Here is a 17,882-nt window from a genome sequence, read left to right as displayed (position 1 = left end):
GTGTTGTAAAACAAGACGTGTCATGTTCAGAAAAATTAGTAATTTTCTGGAAAATTTTTACTCGTAAATGATTGATCAGCTTCTAAAAGACAATGTTCGTAGAAATATTCAGATTGATGCTAAAGACCTTGAGACGTTTTGTAAGCACTTTTCTTTGACCACTATTAAGAAGAAGGATTTTCTAATATCACAAGGTGAGATTTGCAAGTTTGAAGGATTTGTTCTAGAGGGTTGCTTTAGAGTATTTACAATAGATAAAAAAGGAAACGAAAACACCTTATACTTTGCAGCCAAAGACTGGTGGCTCATGGATATTGATAGCTTCATGAATCAAAATCCTTCCCAATTAAATATTCAAGCTTTAGAAGACAGTCAGGTACTTCTCATAGATAGGCAAGATAAACTATCATTATATGAGTCACTTCCTGTTATAGAAAAGTTATTTAGGGTGATGTCTCAAAAGGCTTTGGTAGCGTGGCAACGGCGCTTAATTCGTAATCATTGCTTAACCGCGAAAGAACGCTATCAGTATTTTATTAACACTTATCCTCATATTGCTTCAAAACTGACGGATAAACAAATTGCACGCTATTTGGGGGTAACCCATGAATTTTTAAGTAAATTTAAAAAGAGTACTTAAAAAAGACAGCTTATACACACTGTTGAACAAGTTCAACTATTTTATCAATTTCATTTGTAAACTTTGCACTGAAATTATAAATCAATTAATTATGAACGTACTAAAACAATTCAAAATGTTGGTGCTTATTGTGGCACTCATCGGTTTAACAAACGTAACCTATGGTCAAATAAGTAGTGATATTTCTCATGAAGAAGCTTTAAAAGTTCTTTTAGAAGCAAAGAAAATGGCCGAAACCGATAATGTTTTGGTTAATATTGCAGTAGTCGATGCTGGAGCGAATTTAAAAGCGTTTATTAGAATGGATGACTCCTACTTAGGTAGTATTGATGTTGCCATAAAAAAAGCAAAAACAGCACGGTATTTTAATATTGATACAGGAAAGCTAGGAGAATTAACCCAACCCGGGGGTATTATTTATAACATAGAGCATTCAAATGGTGGGTTAATGACCTTTCCGGGAGGGTTGCCTATCAAAAATAAAGAAGGTAAGGTTATTGGAGCTATAGGTGTTAGTGGCGGTACTATTGAACAAGATAGAGCAATTGCTACAGCTGGGGCACAAGTGATTTTAGATTAACAGACTACATTTAAGAAAGACATATATTATGAATAGCATTAAAAAAGCAATCTTATTGGCTGTAATAGTATTAACTCACTTGTGTTTTGGGCAAGATGCCGACAATTTGATGCTTTACAGAAAAGATTTTAAAAGTATTTCTGGTACCAATACCGTTTCCGTTACCAGTTATGAAAAAGGAGGCGTTCATTACGTTTATGCAGGTGGCATTGGCGACGTTGATGTTTACAGAATAGATAAGGAGGGTATACTTACCCCAATTAGCAAACACGAACTGTACAAGCAAAAAGGGCCGGCGCGAGGCATGGTAGCAGATAATATTAATGGTACCGATTTTCTTTTTGTAGCCAATAAATATGGTAATGTTATTGAAACATTCAAGATTTTAGATAACGGCTCCTTAGAGCGTGTAGCTTTGGTTGAAGATACTGATGAAACCCATCTTGCCGTTGCCATAACCTTACAGGTTATTCATATGAAATCTGATTCATACCTATTTGTAGGAGGTTTAGAGGATACGCCAGGACTAAGTTCATTTAAAATTGAAGATGATGGAAAATTAACCCATGTACAATCCATGAAGGATGACGACACCATATTTACCGATGGTATTATTGGGATGTACGTGCACAACATAAAAGGAAAAACGTATCTATATACTGGCGGATTTCAAGATAATGGTATAAGTAGTTTTAGAGTGTACAACAATGGCACCTTTAAAAATATTAACAATATTGGAGATAATACTACAAACAGGTATTTAACAGGTACGTATCCTGTTACTGGAGCCAAGCTTGGAGATAATTACTATGTGGTGGTTGGCCACAGACACCATAAGTATTATAAGCGTAATGGTTTTATAAAAAGACCAAATTTTGTTTATCATGGTGATGCCGTAACTGTATTTAAGGTCGATAACAAAGGAGCATTGGTGGAACATACTATTTTAAAGGATGACGAAACAACCAGGCTTCAGGGACAAACAAGAATTGAAATGGTTTCAAACAACGGTGAAGAAGCTGTTTTTGCGGTAGGAACTAGAGATGATGCAAGCATCCAACTTTGTAAACTTGATAAAGCCGGAAATCTTACACCTATTAACTACTTAGAAACAGGTTTTTCTATATACTATGGCTTAAAATCCCATAGCATCGGAGAAGACAATTTTTTAATTGCAGGGTCTTTTCGATCTGATTTAAGAAAAGTTGTAAGTTATAAAGTGTCCCCTAAAATTGATAGAACAGGTCAGGAACTAAAACATATTGTTCATCTTAAATATAAGGAAGATGCTCCGAAGGAAAAAGTAGAAGAAGCAGTGCAAGCCTTTGTTGATCTTAAGAATAAAATACCAGCAATAGCTAAATTTGAATGGGGAGTGAATGATAGTACTGAAGGTCATGATAAAGGATTAACACATTCTTTTGTGATTACTTTTAAAGATGAACATGCCAGAGAGCAATATTTGTTTCACGAAGCCCATATAGCCTTAATTAATAATTATGCGCCTTTTTTTGCTGATGCTGTTGTGATGGATTATTGGACCGAAAAATAATAAAGTGTCTATTCGTATTTAATATAAATTCAATGAACAATTTAAAAAATAAAAAAGCCATCATCACTGGGGGTGGTAAAGGCTTAGGAAAAGCTACAGCACTAGCTTTCGCTAAAGAAGGTGTTGATGTAGCCATCACAGGGCGACATGAAGCTGTTTTAAAAGAAACAGTTTCAGAGATAGAGGCTTTAGGGGTAAAGGCTATGTATTCGGTATTTGATGTTGGTCATTATGATCAGGTTAAATCTAGTATAGAGCATATCGTTGATACTTTAGGCGGTGTTGATATTTTGGTTAACAATGCTGGTATTGCGGGTATTGGCTCTTTTTTAGACATGTCGGTAAAAGATTGGAGTGCCATGATACAAACCAATCTTATGGGGATGTATTATGTAACTAAAGAGGTCCTTCCTTATCTTGTCAGCCAGAACGAAGGTGATATTGTCAATATTTCCTCAACTGCCGGATTAAGTGGTAATCCTAATATTTCAGCCTATTGCGCATCAAAATTTGGTGTTATAGGTATGTCTGAATCCTTAATGAAGGAAGTTCGTAAAAATAATATTCGGGTGGTGACGCTAACTCCTAGTACTATTGAAACCGAAATGACTATTGACTTGGGGATGCTTGAAAAAGGTTCTGAAAATGTACTGCAACCAGAAGATTTTGCAGAATTAATTGTTTCAGGTTTAAAGTTGCCTAGACGGGCTATGTTGAAAAGTGCTGCGTTATGGACTACTAATCCTTAGTCGACATTGTTTAAAAATAATATAAAAAAAGCGTTTCTTGGTGAAACGCTTTTTTCTTTACATTTACTTTATGTTTTCATCAAAAAAACGATTAGATCGGGCTTATAAAAATGCTAAAGTTATTGAATTCAATGACGATAGTAAGTTCATTCTGTTTAGTGATTGTCATCGAGGTGATAACAGTTTTGCCGATGATTTTGCTAATAACAGGAATATATATTACCATGCCTTAAAATATTATTATACAGAGGGTTTTACGTATTGCGAATTAGGTGATGGTGATGAACTTTGGGAAAACCTATCCTTCAATTCTATTTTTAATGCGCACAAAAATGTGTATTTACTTATGAAGCTTTTTCACACTGCGGGTAGATTACACATGATTTGGGGTAATCATGATATGGTTTACAGAGATGCAAATTATGTTAAGGAACACTTGTCTACTTATTTTGAACCGAAAACAGGAGAAGACGTTTCGCTTTTTAAAAACATAACATATCACGAGGGGCTTGTTTTAAAACATAAAAAGACACAGCAGGAGGTGTTTTTAACGCATGGTCATCAAGCCGATTGGTGGAACTATACGTTTTGGAAATGGAGCCGATTTATGGTGAGAATTTTATGGAAACCTTTAAACCTTATGGGTGTTGCAGATCCTACCAGTCCTGCAAAAAACTACAAAGAACTTATAAAAGTTGAGCGTAGAACCAAAAAGTGGATTGCAGATCACAACAATTTGCTCACAATAGTAGGCCATACACATAGACCACGATTTCCGGAACCAGGAGATATTTCTTTTTTTAACGATGGAAGTTGTGTGCACCCTAGAAGTATTACAGGTATAGAAATAGAAAATAGTTCAATTTCCTTAATAAAATGGCAGATTTCTACCAAAGAAGATGGAACCCTTCAAATAGTAAGAACATTATTAGAGGGGCCACGAAAACTTGAAGATTATAAAACAGATTGACAGGTTATGATTCAAAGGCACTACAAAGGGTTTGTCAATACACCTGTTTTATGGCAAAAAAATACGGTTTTTGATTTAGCTCAGTTTGAAATTGAGACAACCATAAGTCAAATAAACATACATCTTGATAAAACCTTAAGGCTAGGGAAATATGTAGAGCGTTTGGTTTCTTTTCAACTACATCAAAACCCCAATATTACTATTGTAGCAGAAAATGTTCAAATTCAAAAGGGCAAAGAAACACTTGGTGAATTGGATTTTTTATTGGTCCAAAAAGAAACTCCTATGCATTTAGAAGTTATCTATAAGTTTTACGTCTATGACCCAACGGTAGGTGAAACAGAAATAGATCATTTTATTGGGCCGAACCGAAAAGATGCATTAAAAACAAAGTTGATAAAACTAAAAAAGAAACAGTTACCGCTTCTATATTCTGAAGCTTGTGCGCCCTATTTAGAAACTTTTAATCTAGATGTTAACCTTATGGAACAGCGGGTATACTTTAAAGCACAATTGTTTCTTCCTTTTTTTGGTCAACATATCCAGCTGCAATTGCTAAACAATAATTGTATTAAAGGATTTTATATTAATAGCAACCAGTTAAGACACCTTGAAGACGGCAAGTTCTATGTGCCTAAGAAAAAAGATTGGTTAACAGAGCCCTGTACCCAAGTAAATTGGCTTAGCTTTCAAAATTTTAAAACCTTAGCCCAAACATTTATTGCAGAGCAGTATGCAGCATTATTTTGGGTTAAGTTTAAAAATGGGGTGATTCAAAAGGCCTTTTTTGTTTGGTGGTAGTCAATTACTCCGGTAAGCTAGAAGTCAATACCCTTTATTTTTTTATAGTCTAAAATTGCTTTACTATCAGAGAGCAGAGACACGTAATAACAAACACTTGACAAACGCTTGTATAAACTGGGTTCTGTTACATGAATAGTGTCTGGCAATCCTTTCAAAATTAGGGAGTCATAATTTGAAGCGGTATTATTAAAACCGTTATTTATGGCTCTGGTATAGGTGGTTAAAAGGGTATTGATAACGCCATATCCTGCAATTTCTTTATCAATAACCTCTGTTGATTGATAAATGTTTTCCACACTAATTTTAATAATATCTTTTATTTGAGCCTCGTACTGACTTTTATCTAACAAAGCGCAATCAAACGTTCCGTTTAAAATAGCATCTTCGTGTTTCATAAATATGTCTACCGCTTCATTGATTAAGCTTCCAATAGCCAAAGCGCGTAAATAGCCTATCCGATCTTGTTTCGTAGACAACGCATAGTAATTTTCAGGTTTTATGGTATTTCTAATGATTTTTGATAAATATTCAAGAGCGTATTCTTCCTGAATCAAACCTAGATTAATACCATCTTCAAAATCAATGATGGTGTAGCAAATATCATCTGCAGCTTCTACCAAATAAGCCAAAGGATGTCTTGAAAAGCTCACACTTTCAGTACTTCGTTTTATTAATCCTAATTCAGAAGCAACCTCTAAAAAAATCTCCTTTTCAGACTGAAAAAAACCATACTTTTTATCAGCAATATGTGGTGATGGCTTTTTAGGTAAGGATTCTTTTGGATATTTCATAAAAGCGCCGAGTGTGGCGTAACTTAAACGTAATCCCCCTAGGCGCCCTTTCCTGTGTTCGGTTAAAATTTTAAACCCGTTGGCATTACCCTCAAAATCACATAAATCTTGATATTCTTTATCGGTTAATTGATCTTTAAATGCTTTGCCAGAACCGTTTATAAAAAACTCGCCAATAGCTTTTTCACCAGAGTGTCCAAATGGCGGGTTTCCAATGTCATGAGCTAATGCTGCGGCCGCAACAATAGCACCAAAATCATTGGCTTGATAACCGTGTACCTTTTGCAAATGCGGGTGCTTTTCTAAGAGCTTTTGGCCTACACGTCGGCCAAGGGAGCGTCCTACAACACTTACCTCCAAACTATGTGTTAAACGGGTATGAACAAAATCTGTTTCAGAGAGCGGGATGACCTGTGTTTTGTCTTGAAGACTTCTAAATTCTGAAGAAAAAATGATTCTGTCATAATCTACTTCAAAGCCCAGTCGGGTTTCATCTTGTTCTTTTCTTATACGTTTATTGGTGTCGCCAAAGCGCTTTAAGGATAGTAACTGTTCCCAATTCATTGTCGTCATTTAAGTGCAGGCAATATACTAAAGTATTTGAAAAAATTAGTGTAAAACACGCTTTTCAAAGGGTGTTTTAAATTTAAAATAGATTTCAAATATATCTTTTAAATGGCGTCTTTGGGATTTAAAAAGAGAATGCTGTTAACATTAAGATAACATTTTAATCATGGATGTTTAAACTTGTGGTAACACTTAAATTGTTTTGAGCTCGTTTCTTTGCATAAAAATTAGACTGTAACTAATGAAACAATATATATATTTAGTAGCCTTTTTTATTTCAGCCTTCGGTTTTGCACAAAATACGGGTACTATACAAGGTAACCTTCAAGATTTAGAGGCAAATAACGCGCCGCTTATATTTGGAAAAATTTCTATTAAAGAAACAGGTGCTGAAGTGCTTTCAGATGAAAACGGGCACTTTGCAATTAATGATATCAAAGCAGGAGAGTATACTTTGGTGTACAGTTTTGTAGGATACGAAACGAAAGAAACCAAAATTCAAGTTACTAACAACAAAAGCACTTATGTAACCTTACAACTTGCTGCAAGCACTATATCATTAGACGATTTAGTGTCAGCCTTAGCAAGTAATAATTCTAAAAGCAATACTGTAAATAACTAAATTCTAGTTGGTTTAGAATAAGAAATTAGAATAAAATTAGATAAAAGCAATTTCCAACTATACGGAAGTTGCTTTTTTATTATAAAGCATCTTGTTATTCTCAAATATATTGATGTTAACTTATTGTAATGAAATTTGACTTTTAAGAGAAAGTCTTAACGTTTAGCTAACACTTTTATTACCGTTCTTTAACCAAGAGGTAACGCTATGTTTACAAAACGGTAGTTCCTTTGCGCCAAGAAATCTAGACAAAAATTATGAGAAAAATAACGATATTGTTAATACTGTTTATCACAGGTTTCACCTATGCGCAAACAGGATCTGTAGTTGGTAAGCTTACAGATAAAGAGTATAACAACGAGCCACTAGCTTTTGCTAACGTACTTATAAAAGGTACGACCAAAGGAACCACTTCAGATTTTGATGGTCTTTACGCCTTTAATGATCTTCAAGTAGGTGATTATGTGTTGGTTTTTAGCTTTGTAGGGTATGAAACTCAAGAAATTCCTGTAACAATAACGGCTGGAAATGTTAGCGAATTGAATGTAACCATGAGTGCAAGTGCAGCTTCTCTTGATGAAGTTGTGATAACAACTACTACCAAACGCGAGAGTGAAACTGCTTTATTACTTGAACAGAAAAAGGCAGTTACTATCAAGCAAGCTATTGGTGCACAAGAATTGGAAAAGAAAGCCGTTTCTGATGCGGCCGATGCTACATTGAAAGTAACAGGTGTTAACAGAAAGGAAGGTTCAAGTAAAATTTATGTTAGAGGTTTAGGAGATAGATATAATAGTACTTCTTTAAATGGTTTGCCTCTTCCATCAAACGACCCTAGAAACAAAAACATTGATTTGTCTCTTTTTAGTTCAGGAATAATACAGAATGTTGGAATTTCAAAATCCTTCAATTCTAGTATTTCTTCAGATGTTGCTGGAGCTAACGTTGATATAGTGAGTAAAGAAATGTCGGGAAAATCATTCTTTAAAATAGGTGTCTCAACGGGTATGAATACGCAGACTACATTTAAAGATTTTAAAACTATAGATGGTTCAAACTGGTTCGGAACCGTAAAAAACACCCATCACCAAGTTAGAGATTTAACGGTTTATAGTTTTGATAATAGTTATTCGCCCAACAAAATAAAAGCGAATCCTAATTTCGGATTAAGCTTAAACTACGGAACCAAAATTAACATTTCTGATGAAAGCAATATCAGCATCTTTCTTGTTGGTTCAACCAGTAATGCATATAACTATCAGGAAGGTAGATCAGAAAATATAGTTGATGTAGGTAACGTAGGAACACAATTTGACACTCAAACGTATGACTATGGTGTAACCAACATGCTGATGGGAAGTTTAGCTTATAAAATTAATAACAACAACAAGATTAGCTATAACCATTTATTCATACACTCTAATAGTCAAACGATAGAAGATTTCATTGGAACTACACCTGATATTGGGCGTGATGAAGATGATAACCGTTTGGTAAATTTAATCCTTCAAACAGAAGTACAAAACAAACTTTTTGTTAATCAGTTGCTATCTGAACATAAAATAGGAGAATCTTTTGACATCAATGCTGGTGTTAGTTATAATGCTATTTATAATGATGAACCAGACAGAAGAAAAAATACGTTCATTATTGAAAATGACTTTAACAGAACCAGAATTTCACAAAACGCAGTAAGAGATAATAGTAGATTTTATGGTAATTTATTTGAAGAAGATATCGCTGGAAATTTGAATTTTATTAAATACATAGGTGAGAGTAGATTAGAAAATAAAGGGCAAGTAGCTTTTGGTTATAACGGAAGATACACAAAAAGAAAGTTTGATGGTATCTATTTTGATCACAACTTCACCAGTCCAAGAACTACATTTGTAGATGTAGATAATCTTGATGCAACTTTCAATCAAACAAACTTAAATGATGGTGTGTTTGGTGTAGAAACCTCAAGAGGAAGAAATAATGAGGACCCAGAAACTTATTTGCCTCAGCTTTATGATGCAGATAAAACGATTCATGCTGGATATGGAGATTTGGTTTACAGGTTTGGAGAAAAATTTACTGCAAATGTTGGTGTTAGAGCTGAAAACGTAAAAATGAACGTGTCATGGGATACAAACATAGACTTTCCAGGCTTTTCAAACAACAGTGAAATTGCTTTAAATAAACAATATATTTTACCTGCTTTAAATTTAAAATATCAGTTAAATGATAAGATTAATTTAAGAGCATCTGGTAGTGTAACATACACGTACCCACAGTTTAAAGAAATAGCTCCTTTTACCTATGAAGGTATCAACTATCAAGAATCTGGTAATCCAGGTTTATTACCATCAGATAATTACAATGCTGAAATTAAGTTTGAATTATTTCCAAAGAAAACAGAATTAATTGCAGTTGGGTTGTTTGGTAAAATAATTGAAAATTCAATTAACCGTTTAGAAAGAAATTCGGCTGTTGAACGTGATTTTACTTTTGATAACTCTGGTGATGCTACCGTTTTTGGTGCTGAAATTGAAGCTAAAGTAGATATTTTAGATAATGAAATTGATGAAAATAAAGCTCAGATTTTAAGTGTTGGATCAAACGCCACTATCATGCACACAGATCTTAAGTTTAATACAAATAATACGCTGTTTAATTACACAGGGACAAATTCACAATTAGAAGGGGCATCACCTTTTACTATTAATGCCGATGTATCATACAAGTTTACTAACAATGATAAAGAAACTATTTCAACATTAGTTTTCAACTATCAAAGTGATAAAGTATTTAGTATTGGTACAAACTTTAAAGAAAATATTATAGAAAAAGCGGTACCAATAATAGACTTTGTGTTTAGCCATAAGTTCAATAAAAAAATTGGAGTTAAATTCAACGCTAAAAATTTACTGAATCCAAGTTTTGAACGCTATAGGGATATTCCTGAAAAACTGACTATGAACACTTATAAAAAAGGTGTTACCATTTCAGCAGGACTCTCTGTTAATTTATAAAACTTAGCCTTCCAATTTGGAAGGCTTTTTTTATATTAAATCATGGACTATAATCTATAAACATAGGCTTAACATTGGCCTGTATACTTAACATAATCCTAATATACCGATAAAACTCTAGTTAAAACTAATAACTTCTTTTGCATTGAAATAATAAATAAAACAAATTAGAATAATAAAAATGAAAAATTTAAAAACATTATTAATACTTGTATTAACGGCTTCAATTATTTCTTGTTCATCTGATGATGATAATAGAACTATTACCCCTCCAGGAGAAGGTGGAGAAATTATTGAGAATGAAATTAAAGGAGAAATATCTGCTGATAGCAAATTACTGTCTTCTATTGAGTATACCTTAACAGGATCATTAACAGTAAAATCAGGTGCTACTTTAACCATTGAGCCAGGAACTCTAATTAAAGCCAAAAGTGGTAGAACTGATGTTTTTTTAGCCGTAGAAAGAGGCGCTAAATTAATTGCAAAAGGAACGGCCTCTCAACCTATTAAATTTACTTCTGATGCAAGCTCTCCAAAAGCAGGAGATTGGGGTGGCTTAGTATTGGCTGGTAGAGCACCTTCAAACAAAGGTACCGATGTACAGTCAGAAGTTGCAGGATTACTATACGGTGGTACTGAGGCTGATGATAACTCTGGCGAGCTAAGCTATGTAATCGCTGAATATACGGGTGCGAAAATTAACGGTGAGCAAGAGTTTAATGGTATTTCTTTCTTTGGTGTTGGTAATAAAACTGTGGTAAATAACATTGTGGTAAATAATGGAAATGATGATGGTATTGAATTTTTTGGAGGCACGGTAAATGTAACTAACGTGTATTGCTCAAATATTGCAGATGATATGTTTGATTGGACTGGTGGTTATACAGGAACAATAACAAACGCTTTTGGTGTTCGTAATGATGGTTTTGATGCTGCAACTGATGACCCAAGAGGAATTGAAGGGGATAGCAACAGTTCAGACGCTACGGCTACTCCAATTTCTACGCCAACGTTAAAAAATGTAACCATTCTTAACTTAAATCCAGATGTACAGCTTAAAGCAGGAGCAGAAATAAGAAGAGGTACAGTAGCTACTATTAACAATATCTTATTTGCAGCTTATGGAACTGCGTCATTTGGAAATAGAATTGACACAAAAGATGATAAAGGAGACGGAGAGTTAACTATTACAAATGCTTATGCTCAAGGAACAGTTGGTGATGATAAAATTGGTGGAACACTTACAGGAGTTGTTTCTGAAATCACTGATGGTATCACAGTTCCTGCTAATAATACAGTGCAAACAAAGGCAGGTGTAGGTGCTGATTTATCAGCTTTTGCTTGGGCAAATCCAAGTTTTGTTGTAACAAAATAAGAGATAACATAGCTTTTCAAACGCTATCAAATAAAAAAGCATCCTAAATTTAGGATGCTTTTTTATTTAAATAAACACGATCGCTTTATAACGAAGCAACATTTTTACTATAATCTACTACTTTTTTTTCACCGTTTACCCAGTGTATCCATTTGCCGACTTTCTTCCCATTATCATAATTTGCAGAAACGATTTTTTTGCCTTCTGTGTCATAACTTAGCCACACACCATGTAATTTACCATCTGCTGTATAAGTTCCAGTTTGACTTACTACACCATTGTCATGATAATAAACTACCTCAATAAGATTGGTGTCTTTGTTATGCTTTAATACTCTTTTTTGTTGAGCAAAAGAAACCACAGTTATTAATAAGGCAAAAAGAAATGAAATTGATTTCTTCATAATTATGGGGATTTTAATATTATAAAGTAAAGATATAAATTTGTTAACTTTCAAACAACAATTACATAACATTAATTTAACATTGAAATTATTAAATATTGTCTTTCATCATTTTGCAATATTATTAAATACGAGATAACCTTAATAATTAGTTAATATTAAGGTTACATTAACATCAATTTAAACAGTGATATTTGCTCTTGTCTTAAGACAATAATTAGTATTTCATATAATCTATTAGTTTTTGTCGACTACATTATCATGATTTCTAATGAGACTGCCTGTGGCCGAGGCAGTCTTTTTTATATCCCTTATTTAACATTAAGGAAACATTAAGTTAACATTATTGTTGGTTCTTTGCAGCGACAAAAACTGATACATTAATGAAAACAAAATCTACCCTATTTGGGGTGATTCTGCTTACTTGCGCAACTGTATTTGCACAGGAGGTAAAAACTGCCGAATTTGGCAAAGGACTTTTTAATATTATTGGTAAAGACAGTACCTTTACCATGAATTTTGCCTTTAGGTTTCAATTACTCGGCGTTTCCACGTGGCAAGAAAATGGGCCTAATGATTTAAATTTCTTAGTGCGCCGTTCAAGATTGAAACTTAAAGGTTTTATCTATTCTCCAAAATTACGTTATAAATTTGAGGCAGGCTTATCAAACAGAGATATGTCTGGAGGATCTTCGGAGTTTACCTCAGGATCTCCAAGGTTTATTATGGATGCTCGTGTGGAATGGAATTTTTTCCAAAACTTTGAATTATGGGTGGGGCAAGGCAAACTTCCTGGAAATAGAGAACGTGTTATTTCTTCAGGAAATCTACAGTTAGTAGACCGATCTATTTTAAACAGACGCTTCAATATAGACCGTGATATTGGTTTCCAACTGCGACATCATATTAATCTCACAGATAAATTCATTTTAAGAGAAATATTTTCTCTGTCACAAGGTGAAGGTCGTAATGTAACGAGTGGAAACCTTGGTGGTCACCAATATGTGGGCAGACTAGAGCTCCTTCCTTTTGGGAATTTTCAAAGCAAAGGTGATTACAAAGGTTCCGATTTAAAAAGGGAACAAACACCTAAACTTTCGGTAGCAGCCAGTTATGAATATCATAACAACGCAGTAAAAACTAGAAGTAATCAAGGAAGTTACATGCGTATAGATGGTGATACTGGTTTTTATGAAACCAATATTAACACTGTTTTTATTGATGGTATGTTTAAGTACAAGGGGTATTCTTTGATGTTTGAATACGCTGACAGAATTGCCGATGACCCCATTGCTAAGAACTCTGATGGTACAGAAACAGGTCAGATTGTGCAAATTGGTCAGGGTCTTAACATACAATCTGGATATTTGTTTCCATCAAATTGGGAAGTTACAGGTAGGTACTCAAATATTAAAATGGATGAGATAACAAAAGTGAATTCAAGCGCTATGTATACACTTGGGTTTTCTAAGTTTTTGGTGGGGCATAAGCTAAAAGTGCAAAGTGATATTAGCTATACAGATATTCAAGGTAAAGCCAATGAATTTATGGCGCGTTTACAAATGGATATACACTTTTAAAATATAACAATTACATAACACATTACTCAATAATACTCATGATATTTGCAAACTTAATTCAACAAAATCCTATGGATAACATTTATTTGTACATGATTATAGCCTTAGCCATTTTAGCGATTGCTGATTTGGTGGTTGGGGTTAGTAATGATGCAGTAAACTTTTTGAATTCGGCCATTGGGTCTAAAGCTATTTCTTTTAAAACCATCATGATTGTTGCCAGTTTAGGGGTAGCAGTTGGCGCCGTTTTTTCAAGCGGTATGATGGAAGTTGCCAGAAAAGGTATTTTTAATCCAGGAGAATTTATGTTTGATGAAATCATGATCATTTTTATGGCGGTCATGATAACCGATATTCTTCTGCTCGATTTTTTCAATTCGGTGGGTATGCCAACCTCAACAACGGTTTCTATTGTATTTGAATTATTGGGAGCTGCGGTAGCCATAGCCTTAATAAAAATTGGTCATGATGGTGGAAATTTTAGTGATGTTATTAACTACATAAATACCTCAAAAGCCTCTCAAATTATTTTTGGTATTTTACTCTCGGTAGTGGTTGCCTTTTCCATTGGGGCTATTGTACAATGGGTTTGTAGATTGCTATTATCATACAATTTTGAAAAGAAAGCCACTTGGGTAGGTGCTTTGTTTGGTGGTTTTGCCTTAACTGCAATCACCTATTTTATTTTTATGAAAGGCTTAAAAGGAACATCTTATGCAAGCCAGTCTTTTGATATTCTTGGCGGCGGTACCATGAAAGATTTTTTAGAACAGCAAGTACTCTCCATTGTTGTGGTATCTTCTGTATTTTGGTCTTTGCTTTCGTATGTGTTTATTTCCTTTGCTAAAACAAATATTTACAAGTTAATCATTGTGGTTGGCACATTTGCTTTAGCGCTTGCATTTGCTGGTAATGATTTGGTAAACTTTATTGGTGTTCCTGTAGCGGCTTATAATGCGTTTCAAGAATGGACTGCCTCAGGGTTGGCGGCTGGTGAATTTTCTATGGAAGTTTTAGCCAAAAAAGTTCCAACAAATAACTGGCTATTATTTATAGCAGGTATGGTAATGGTGCTTACTTTATGGTTCTCTACTAAGGCCAAAAATGTGGTTAAAACGTCATTAGATTTATCTAGCCAAGGAGAAACTAAAGAGCGTTTTCAACCTAACTTTTTATCTCGTGGTTTTGTAAGATCTGCCATGCTAATGTCTCAAATGACGGCATATATGCTACCGGAATCTTGGCAGCAAAAAATTGACAAGCAATTTGAAGTTCCTACTTTGGCTATTGCTAAAAACAAAAAAGTAGACTTACCCGCTTTTGACTTGGTTAGGGCGGCAGTTAACCTTATGGTTGCAGCTGTGTTAATCTCAATTGCAACGTCGTATAAACTACCTCTATCTACTACTTATGTAACGTTTATGGTAGCTATGGGGTCATCATTAGCAGACCGCGCATGGGGAGCAGAAAGTGCGGTGTACCGTGTGGCTGGTGTAATTAATGTAATTGGCGGATGGTTTTTTACAGCCATTAGCGCCTTTACAGCAGCTGCTTTAGTGGCTTATCTATTAAACTTGAACGTTAATGTAATGTTCCCTATTTTACTACTGACAGCCTTTTCACTCTTGATTAGGAGTTCTATGGTGCATAGCAAAAAGTCAAAAGAAATTAAGGCAGAAGATAGTTTAATAAAAGCTGAGAGTAGTTCTGTTCAAGGCGTTATTCATGAAAGTGCTGGTAATATAGCCAATGTTGTAAAACGTGGAAATAAGATTTATACAAACTCCATTAACGGACTTGCTAAACAAGATTTAGCCTTGTTAAAAAAGAATAACAAGCAAATACTTAAGCTATCTCAAGAGGTGGAAGGCTTACGTGATAATATTTTCTATTTTATTAAAAATTTAGACGACTCTAGTGTTGGAGCAAGTAATTTTTATATAAATATTTTAGGATACTTACAAGATATGACACAATCTTTGGAGTACATTTCAAAGGTAAGTCATAAGCATGTTCATAACAATCATAAAAAATTAAAATTCAACCAAATAAAAGAGTTGAAAGAAGTTGATGATGCTCTTGAAAAATTATTCAATGACACCAAAGAGGCCTATGAAGCACATTCCTTTGATGTGATTGGTGATATTTTAAATGAAAAAGATGAGTTGTTCAACATGTTAACAGAAAAGATTCAAAAACAAGTAGAGCGTACAAGAACAGAAGAATCTAGCCCGAAGAACACCACACTTTATTTTGGTCTATTGCTAGAAACTAAAGATTTACTGGTGGCTACAATGAATCTGTTAGAAGAGTATCATGATGCTCATGATGGTTCGGTAAAACCTGCCACGCTTGATGTAGTTGATGCCATTACTGTTGTTGAAGGAAAAGATAAAAAAGAAAGTTAAGTTTAAATAAAACTACTGAACAAAAAGTCATTATTTTTATTAGAAATAATGGCTTTTGTTTTAATGCCCATTTTCATCAAGTAGAGAGTCGATTTTACCATAAAGTAATTCGGCTACATCAATGAGTTTTTTAATGATAGCATTTACATTTGTGTAATCATTAAATAAAGACGAAGCTTCTTCGGCGGAAATTAAATTTTTCCTAATGAGTTTGTCAATAGACTTGTTGCTTGATCTTATTTTGTGTTTTGCTTCTTTTTTGAGGTCTTTTAATTTTAAGGTGTATTTTGTTTCATCGCTTTCTGTTCTTGACAAATAGATAATGCGCAGCACGTTGATGATTTTTTTTCGATAGCCATCATATTCTTTTTGCAAATGCTCATTATCAGTTCCCATGGCGAAAGAAATGTTTTTATTTAATTCTCTGCTGTCTTTTATAATTTCAACCATTTTTCTATTGGCTATTTTAATATTTGTAATGGCCTTAATTTGGTTGGTGTTTAATTTCAATTTACTTTGGGCTATAGAGGCATATTTAATAATCTCACTATAGATTATTTTAACTTTTGAGTAGTATAAATCGTTAATATCTATCTTAAAATCTATATCAGATTTATCTATTATTGAATTTAATTTTTCAAAAGATTTCACATCGATTCTGTGAATGTTTAAAGCGTGCGATACAATTTCAAATATGCTATTTTCAAAAAGAAACGTTGATTCTTTAAGCAATGCTGATATTACGGTGCTAGGAAATTTCAATACCGCAGAATTAAGATATTTGGGCTCGTTGACATCCTTAGATGTTCCTTTATCTTTTATAAACCGCATTAATAATGCTTCTAATTGCTTTATAAAAGGAATCATCAAAACAACACCTAATACGTTAAAAATAGTGTGAAATATGGCAAGTTTTAAGGTGTAGTTTGTAGCCGATATATGGGTAAAATCGGCAATGTTATTAACTAAACGAGCCAAGGGAAAAATTAATAGTATGGCAACAATACCCGTAATACTATTAAAAATAAAGTGAGCAGCTGCTAATCGTTTTCCCGCAATATTAGCTCCTAAAGCTCCCAAAACAGCGGTAACAGTAGTGCCTATATTGGCGCCTATAGCCAACGCCAGTGCATTCTCATATTCAATTTGACCAGCAGACAAAGCGGTTAATATCAAGGCTAATGTGGCACTGCTCGACTGTAATATAGTCGTAATTAAAACGCCTAAACCTGTATATACAATCACGCCTAAAAACCCAGAAATAGCATATTCAGATAAATCAATATGGGTTTTAAACACCTCAAAACCTTCTTTCATATAATGAATGCCTAGAAAGAAAAAACCTAAACCAGCAAGTACATGTCCAACACCTTTTAAGGTGATATTTTTTTGAAATGTGAATACCACACCAAATACCAACATAGGCATGGCTAATGCCGAAATTTGAATTTTAATACCAAAACCTGCTACTAACCAGGCCGTTGCTGTGGTGCCTATGTTAGCGCCAAAAATGAGTCCTAACCCGCCTGCCAGAGATATTAAACCAGCACTAATAAATGAAATAGTTATAACAGAAACTAAAGAACTTGATTGAATAAGGGCGGTGACTATAGCTCCCGCAGAAATGCTTTTGTAAAGTTTGTCTGTGGCTTTTTTTAATATAAGTTGTAGAGGTCCTTTTGTAAAAACCCTAAAGCCTTCTTCAAGCATCACCATACCAAAAAGTAAAATGGCAATACCTGCTGAAATGGTTCTAAAATTAGGATTCAGGTATAAAATAATGCCTAATACAACCAGACCCACAAAAAAAATTGATTTCTTTAGCAT

14 protein-coding genes are annotated in these 17,882 nt (G+C 34.0%); 11 read left to right on the top strand and 3 right to left on the bottom strand.

What is annotated here, in order from left to right; all coding sequences use genetic code 11:
* The first annotated feature begins 67 nt into the window (after positions 1 to 67).
* The 6 genes from FGF67_RS06315 to FGF67_RS06290 all read left to right on the top strand — a co-directional run bounded on the left by FGF67_RS06315 (position 68) and on the right by FGF67_RS06290 (position 5,292).
* Positions 68 to 640 (top strand): Crp/Fnr family transcriptional regulator, encoded by a 573-nt coding sequence (locus FGF67_RS06315; RefSeq protein WP_139695854.1) that lies wholly within the window; start codon positions 68 to 70, stop codon positions 638 to 640.
* 91 nt (positions 641 to 731) lie between these two features.
* Positions 732 to 1,220, top strand: coding sequence for a GlcG/HbpS family heme-binding protein (locus tag FGF67_RS06310; protein ID WP_139695852.1), 489 nt, complete (start codon positions 732 to 734; stop codon positions 1,218 to 1,220).
* Positions 1,221 to 1,248: 28 nt separating this feature from the next.
* Positions 1,249 to 2,772, top strand: coding sequence for a Dabb family protein (locus FGF67_RS06305; RefSeq protein WP_139695850.1), 1,524 nt, complete (start codon positions 1,249 to 1,251; stop codon positions 2,770 to 2,772).
* 32 nt (positions 2,773 to 2,804) lie between these two features.
* Entirely contained in the window at positions 2,805 to 3,521 is a 717-nt protein-coding gene (locus FGF67_RS06300) for a 3-ketoacyl-ACP reductase (RefSeq protein ID WP_139695848.1), read from the top strand.
* 70 nt (positions 3,522 to 3,591) lie between these two features.
* Entirely contained in the window at positions 3,592 to 4,491 is a 900-nt protein-coding gene (locus FGF67_RS06295) for a metallophosphoesterase family protein (RefSeq protein WP_139695845.1), read from the top strand.
* Positions 4,492 to 4,497: 6 nt separating this feature from the next.
* Positions 4,498 to 5,292, top strand: a complete 795-nt coding sequence (locus FGF67_RS06290) for a DUF1853 family protein (protein WP_139695843.1) — start codon at positions 4,498 to 4,500, stop codon at positions 5,290 to 5,292.
* Between the two features lie 17 nt (positions 5,293 to 5,309).
* Here the strand turns inward: FGF67_RS06290 and dgt are convergent, their stop codons facing one another.
* A complete protein-coding gene (gene dgt / locus FGF67_RS06285) occupies positions 5,310 to 6,650 on the bottom strand; it encodes a dGTP triphosphohydrolase (RefSeq protein WP_139695841.1) in 1,341 nt (446 codons plus the stop codon).
* A 244-nt stretch (positions 6,651 to 6,894) separates the two neighbouring features.
* On the opposite strand from dgt, the gene FGF67_RS06280 reads away from it, so the two are divergent.
* The 3 genes from FGF67_RS06280 (at position 6,895) to FGF67_RS06270 (ending at position 11,664) form a co-directional block, all read left to right on the top strand.
* Positions 6,895 to 7,275 (top strand): carboxypeptidase-like regulatory domain-containing protein, encoded by a 381-nt coding sequence (locus FGF67_RS06280; protein ID WP_139695839.1) that lies wholly within the window; start codon positions 6,895 to 6,897, stop codon positions 7,273 to 7,275.
* A gap of 257 nt (positions 7,276 to 7,532) precedes the next feature.
* Complete coding sequence (locus tag FGF67_RS06275) at positions 7,533 to 10,289, top strand: TonB-dependent receptor (RefSeq protein WP_139695837.1); 2,757 nt, start codon at positions 7,533 to 7,535, stop codon at positions 10,287 to 10,289.
* Between the two features lie 181 nt (positions 10,290 to 10,470).
* Positions 10,471 to 11,664, top strand: a complete 1,194-nt coding sequence (locus tag FGF67_RS06270; protein ID WP_139695836.1) for a hypothetical protein — start codon at positions 10,471 to 10,473, stop codon at positions 11,662 to 11,664.
* A gap of 85 nt (positions 11,665 to 11,749) precedes the next feature.
* Here the strand turns inward: FGF67_RS06270 and FGF67_RS06265 are convergent, their stop codons facing one another.
* A complete protein-coding gene (locus FGF67_RS06265; protein ID WP_139695834.1) occupies positions 11,750 to 12,067 on the bottom strand; it encodes a toxin-antitoxin system YwqK family antitoxin in 318 nt (105 codons plus the stop codon).
* Between the two features lie 383 nt (positions 12,068 to 12,450).
* Here FGF67_RS06265 and FGF67_RS06260 point away from each other — a divergent pair, with 383 nt between their 5' ends.
* Positions 12,451 to 13,647: a porin gene (locus FGF67_RS06260; RefSeq protein WP_139695832.1), complete on the top strand. Its 1,197-nt coding sequence runs from the start codon at positions 12,451 to 12,453 to the stop codon at positions 13,645 to 13,647.
* Positions 13,648 to 13,718: 71 nt separating this feature from the next.
* On the top strand, positions 13,719 to 16,055 hold the full coding sequence (locus FGF67_RS06255; RefSeq protein WP_139695830.1) for an inorganic phosphate transporter: 2,337 nt from the start codon (positions 13,719 to 13,721) through the stop codon (positions 16,053 to 16,055).
* Between the two features lie 60 nt (positions 16,056 to 16,115).
* On the opposite strand, the gene FGF67_RS06250 is transcribed toward FGF67_RS06255, so the two are convergent.
* Positions 16,116 to 17,882 carry a Na/Pi cotransporter family protein gene (locus FGF67_RS06250; protein ID WP_139695827.1) on the bottom strand — a complete coding sequence of 589 codons (1,767 nt, stop codon included), beginning with the start codon at positions 17,880 to 17,882 and terminating at the stop codon, positions 16,116 to 16,118.

Origin of the sequence: Allotamlana fucoidanivorans (genome assembly GCF_006265225.1) — a bacterium.
Classification (GTDB): Bacteria; Bacteroidota; Bacteroidia; order Flavobacteriales; family Flavobacteriaceae; genus Allotamlana; species Allotamlana fucoidanivorans.
This window is presented reverse-complemented; position numbering and strand designations above follow the sequence as displayed.

What these genes read in the sequence shown, in the direction of transcription:
- FGF67_RS06290 (WP_139695843.1), top strand. Translation starts at nt 4,498, where the DNA reads ATGATTCAAAGGCACTACAAAGGGTTTGTCAATACACCTGTTTTATGG.
- FGF67_RS06280 (WP_139695839.1), top strand. Translation starts at nt 6,895, where the DNA reads ATGAAACAATATATATATTTAGTAGCCTTTTTTATTTCAGCCTTCGGT.
- FGF67_RS06270 (WP_139695836.1), top strand. Translation starts at nt 10,471, where the DNA reads ATGAAAAATTTAAAAACATTATTAATACTTGTATTAACGGCTTCAATT.
- FGF67_RS06275 (WP_139695837.1), top strand. Translation starts at nt 7,533, where the DNA reads ATGAGAAAAATAACGATATTGTTAATACTGTTTATCACAGGTTTCACC.
- FGF67_RS06265 (WP_139695834.1), bottom strand. Translation starts at nt 12,067, where the DNA reads ATGAAGAAATCAATTTCATTTCTTTTTGCCTTATTAATAACTGTGGTT.
- FGF67_RS06305 (WP_139695850.1), top strand. Translation starts at nt 1,249, where the DNA reads ATGAATAGCATTAAAAAAGCAATCTTATTGGCTGTAATAGTATTAACT.
- FGF67_RS06300 (WP_139695848.1), top strand. Translation starts at nt 2,805, where the DNA reads ATGAACAATTTAAAAAATAAAAAAGCCATCATCACTGGGGGTGGTAAA.
- FGF67_RS06295 (WP_139695845.1), top strand. Translation starts at nt 3,592, where the DNA reads ATGTTTTCATCAAAAAAACGATTAGATCGGGCTTATAAAAATGCTAAA.
- FGF67_RS06255 (WP_139695830.1), top strand. Translation starts at nt 13,719, where the DNA reads ATGGATAACATTTATTTGTACATGATTATAGCCTTAGCCATTTTAGCG.
- dgt (WP_139695841.1), bottom strand. Translation starts at nt 6,650, where the DNA reads ATGAATTGGGAACAGTTACTATCCTTAAAGCGCTTTGGCGACACCAAT.
- FGF67_RS06260 (WP_139695832.1), top strand. Translation starts at nt 12,451, where the DNA reads ATGAAAACAAAATCTACCCTATTTGGGGTGATTCTGCTTACTTGCGCA.
- FGF67_RS06315 (WP_139695854.1), top strand. Translation starts at nt 68, where the DNA reads ATGATTGATCAGCTTCTAAAAGACAATGTTCGTAGAAATATTCAGATT.
- FGF67_RS06310 (WP_139695852.1), top strand. Translation starts at nt 732, where the DNA reads ATGAACGTACTAAAACAATTCAAAATGTTGGTGCTTATTGTGGCACTC.
- FGF67_RS06250 (WP_139695827.1), bottom strand. Translation starts at nt 17,882, where the DNA reads ATGCTAAAGAAATCAATTTTTTTTGTGGGTCTGGTTGTATTAGGCATT.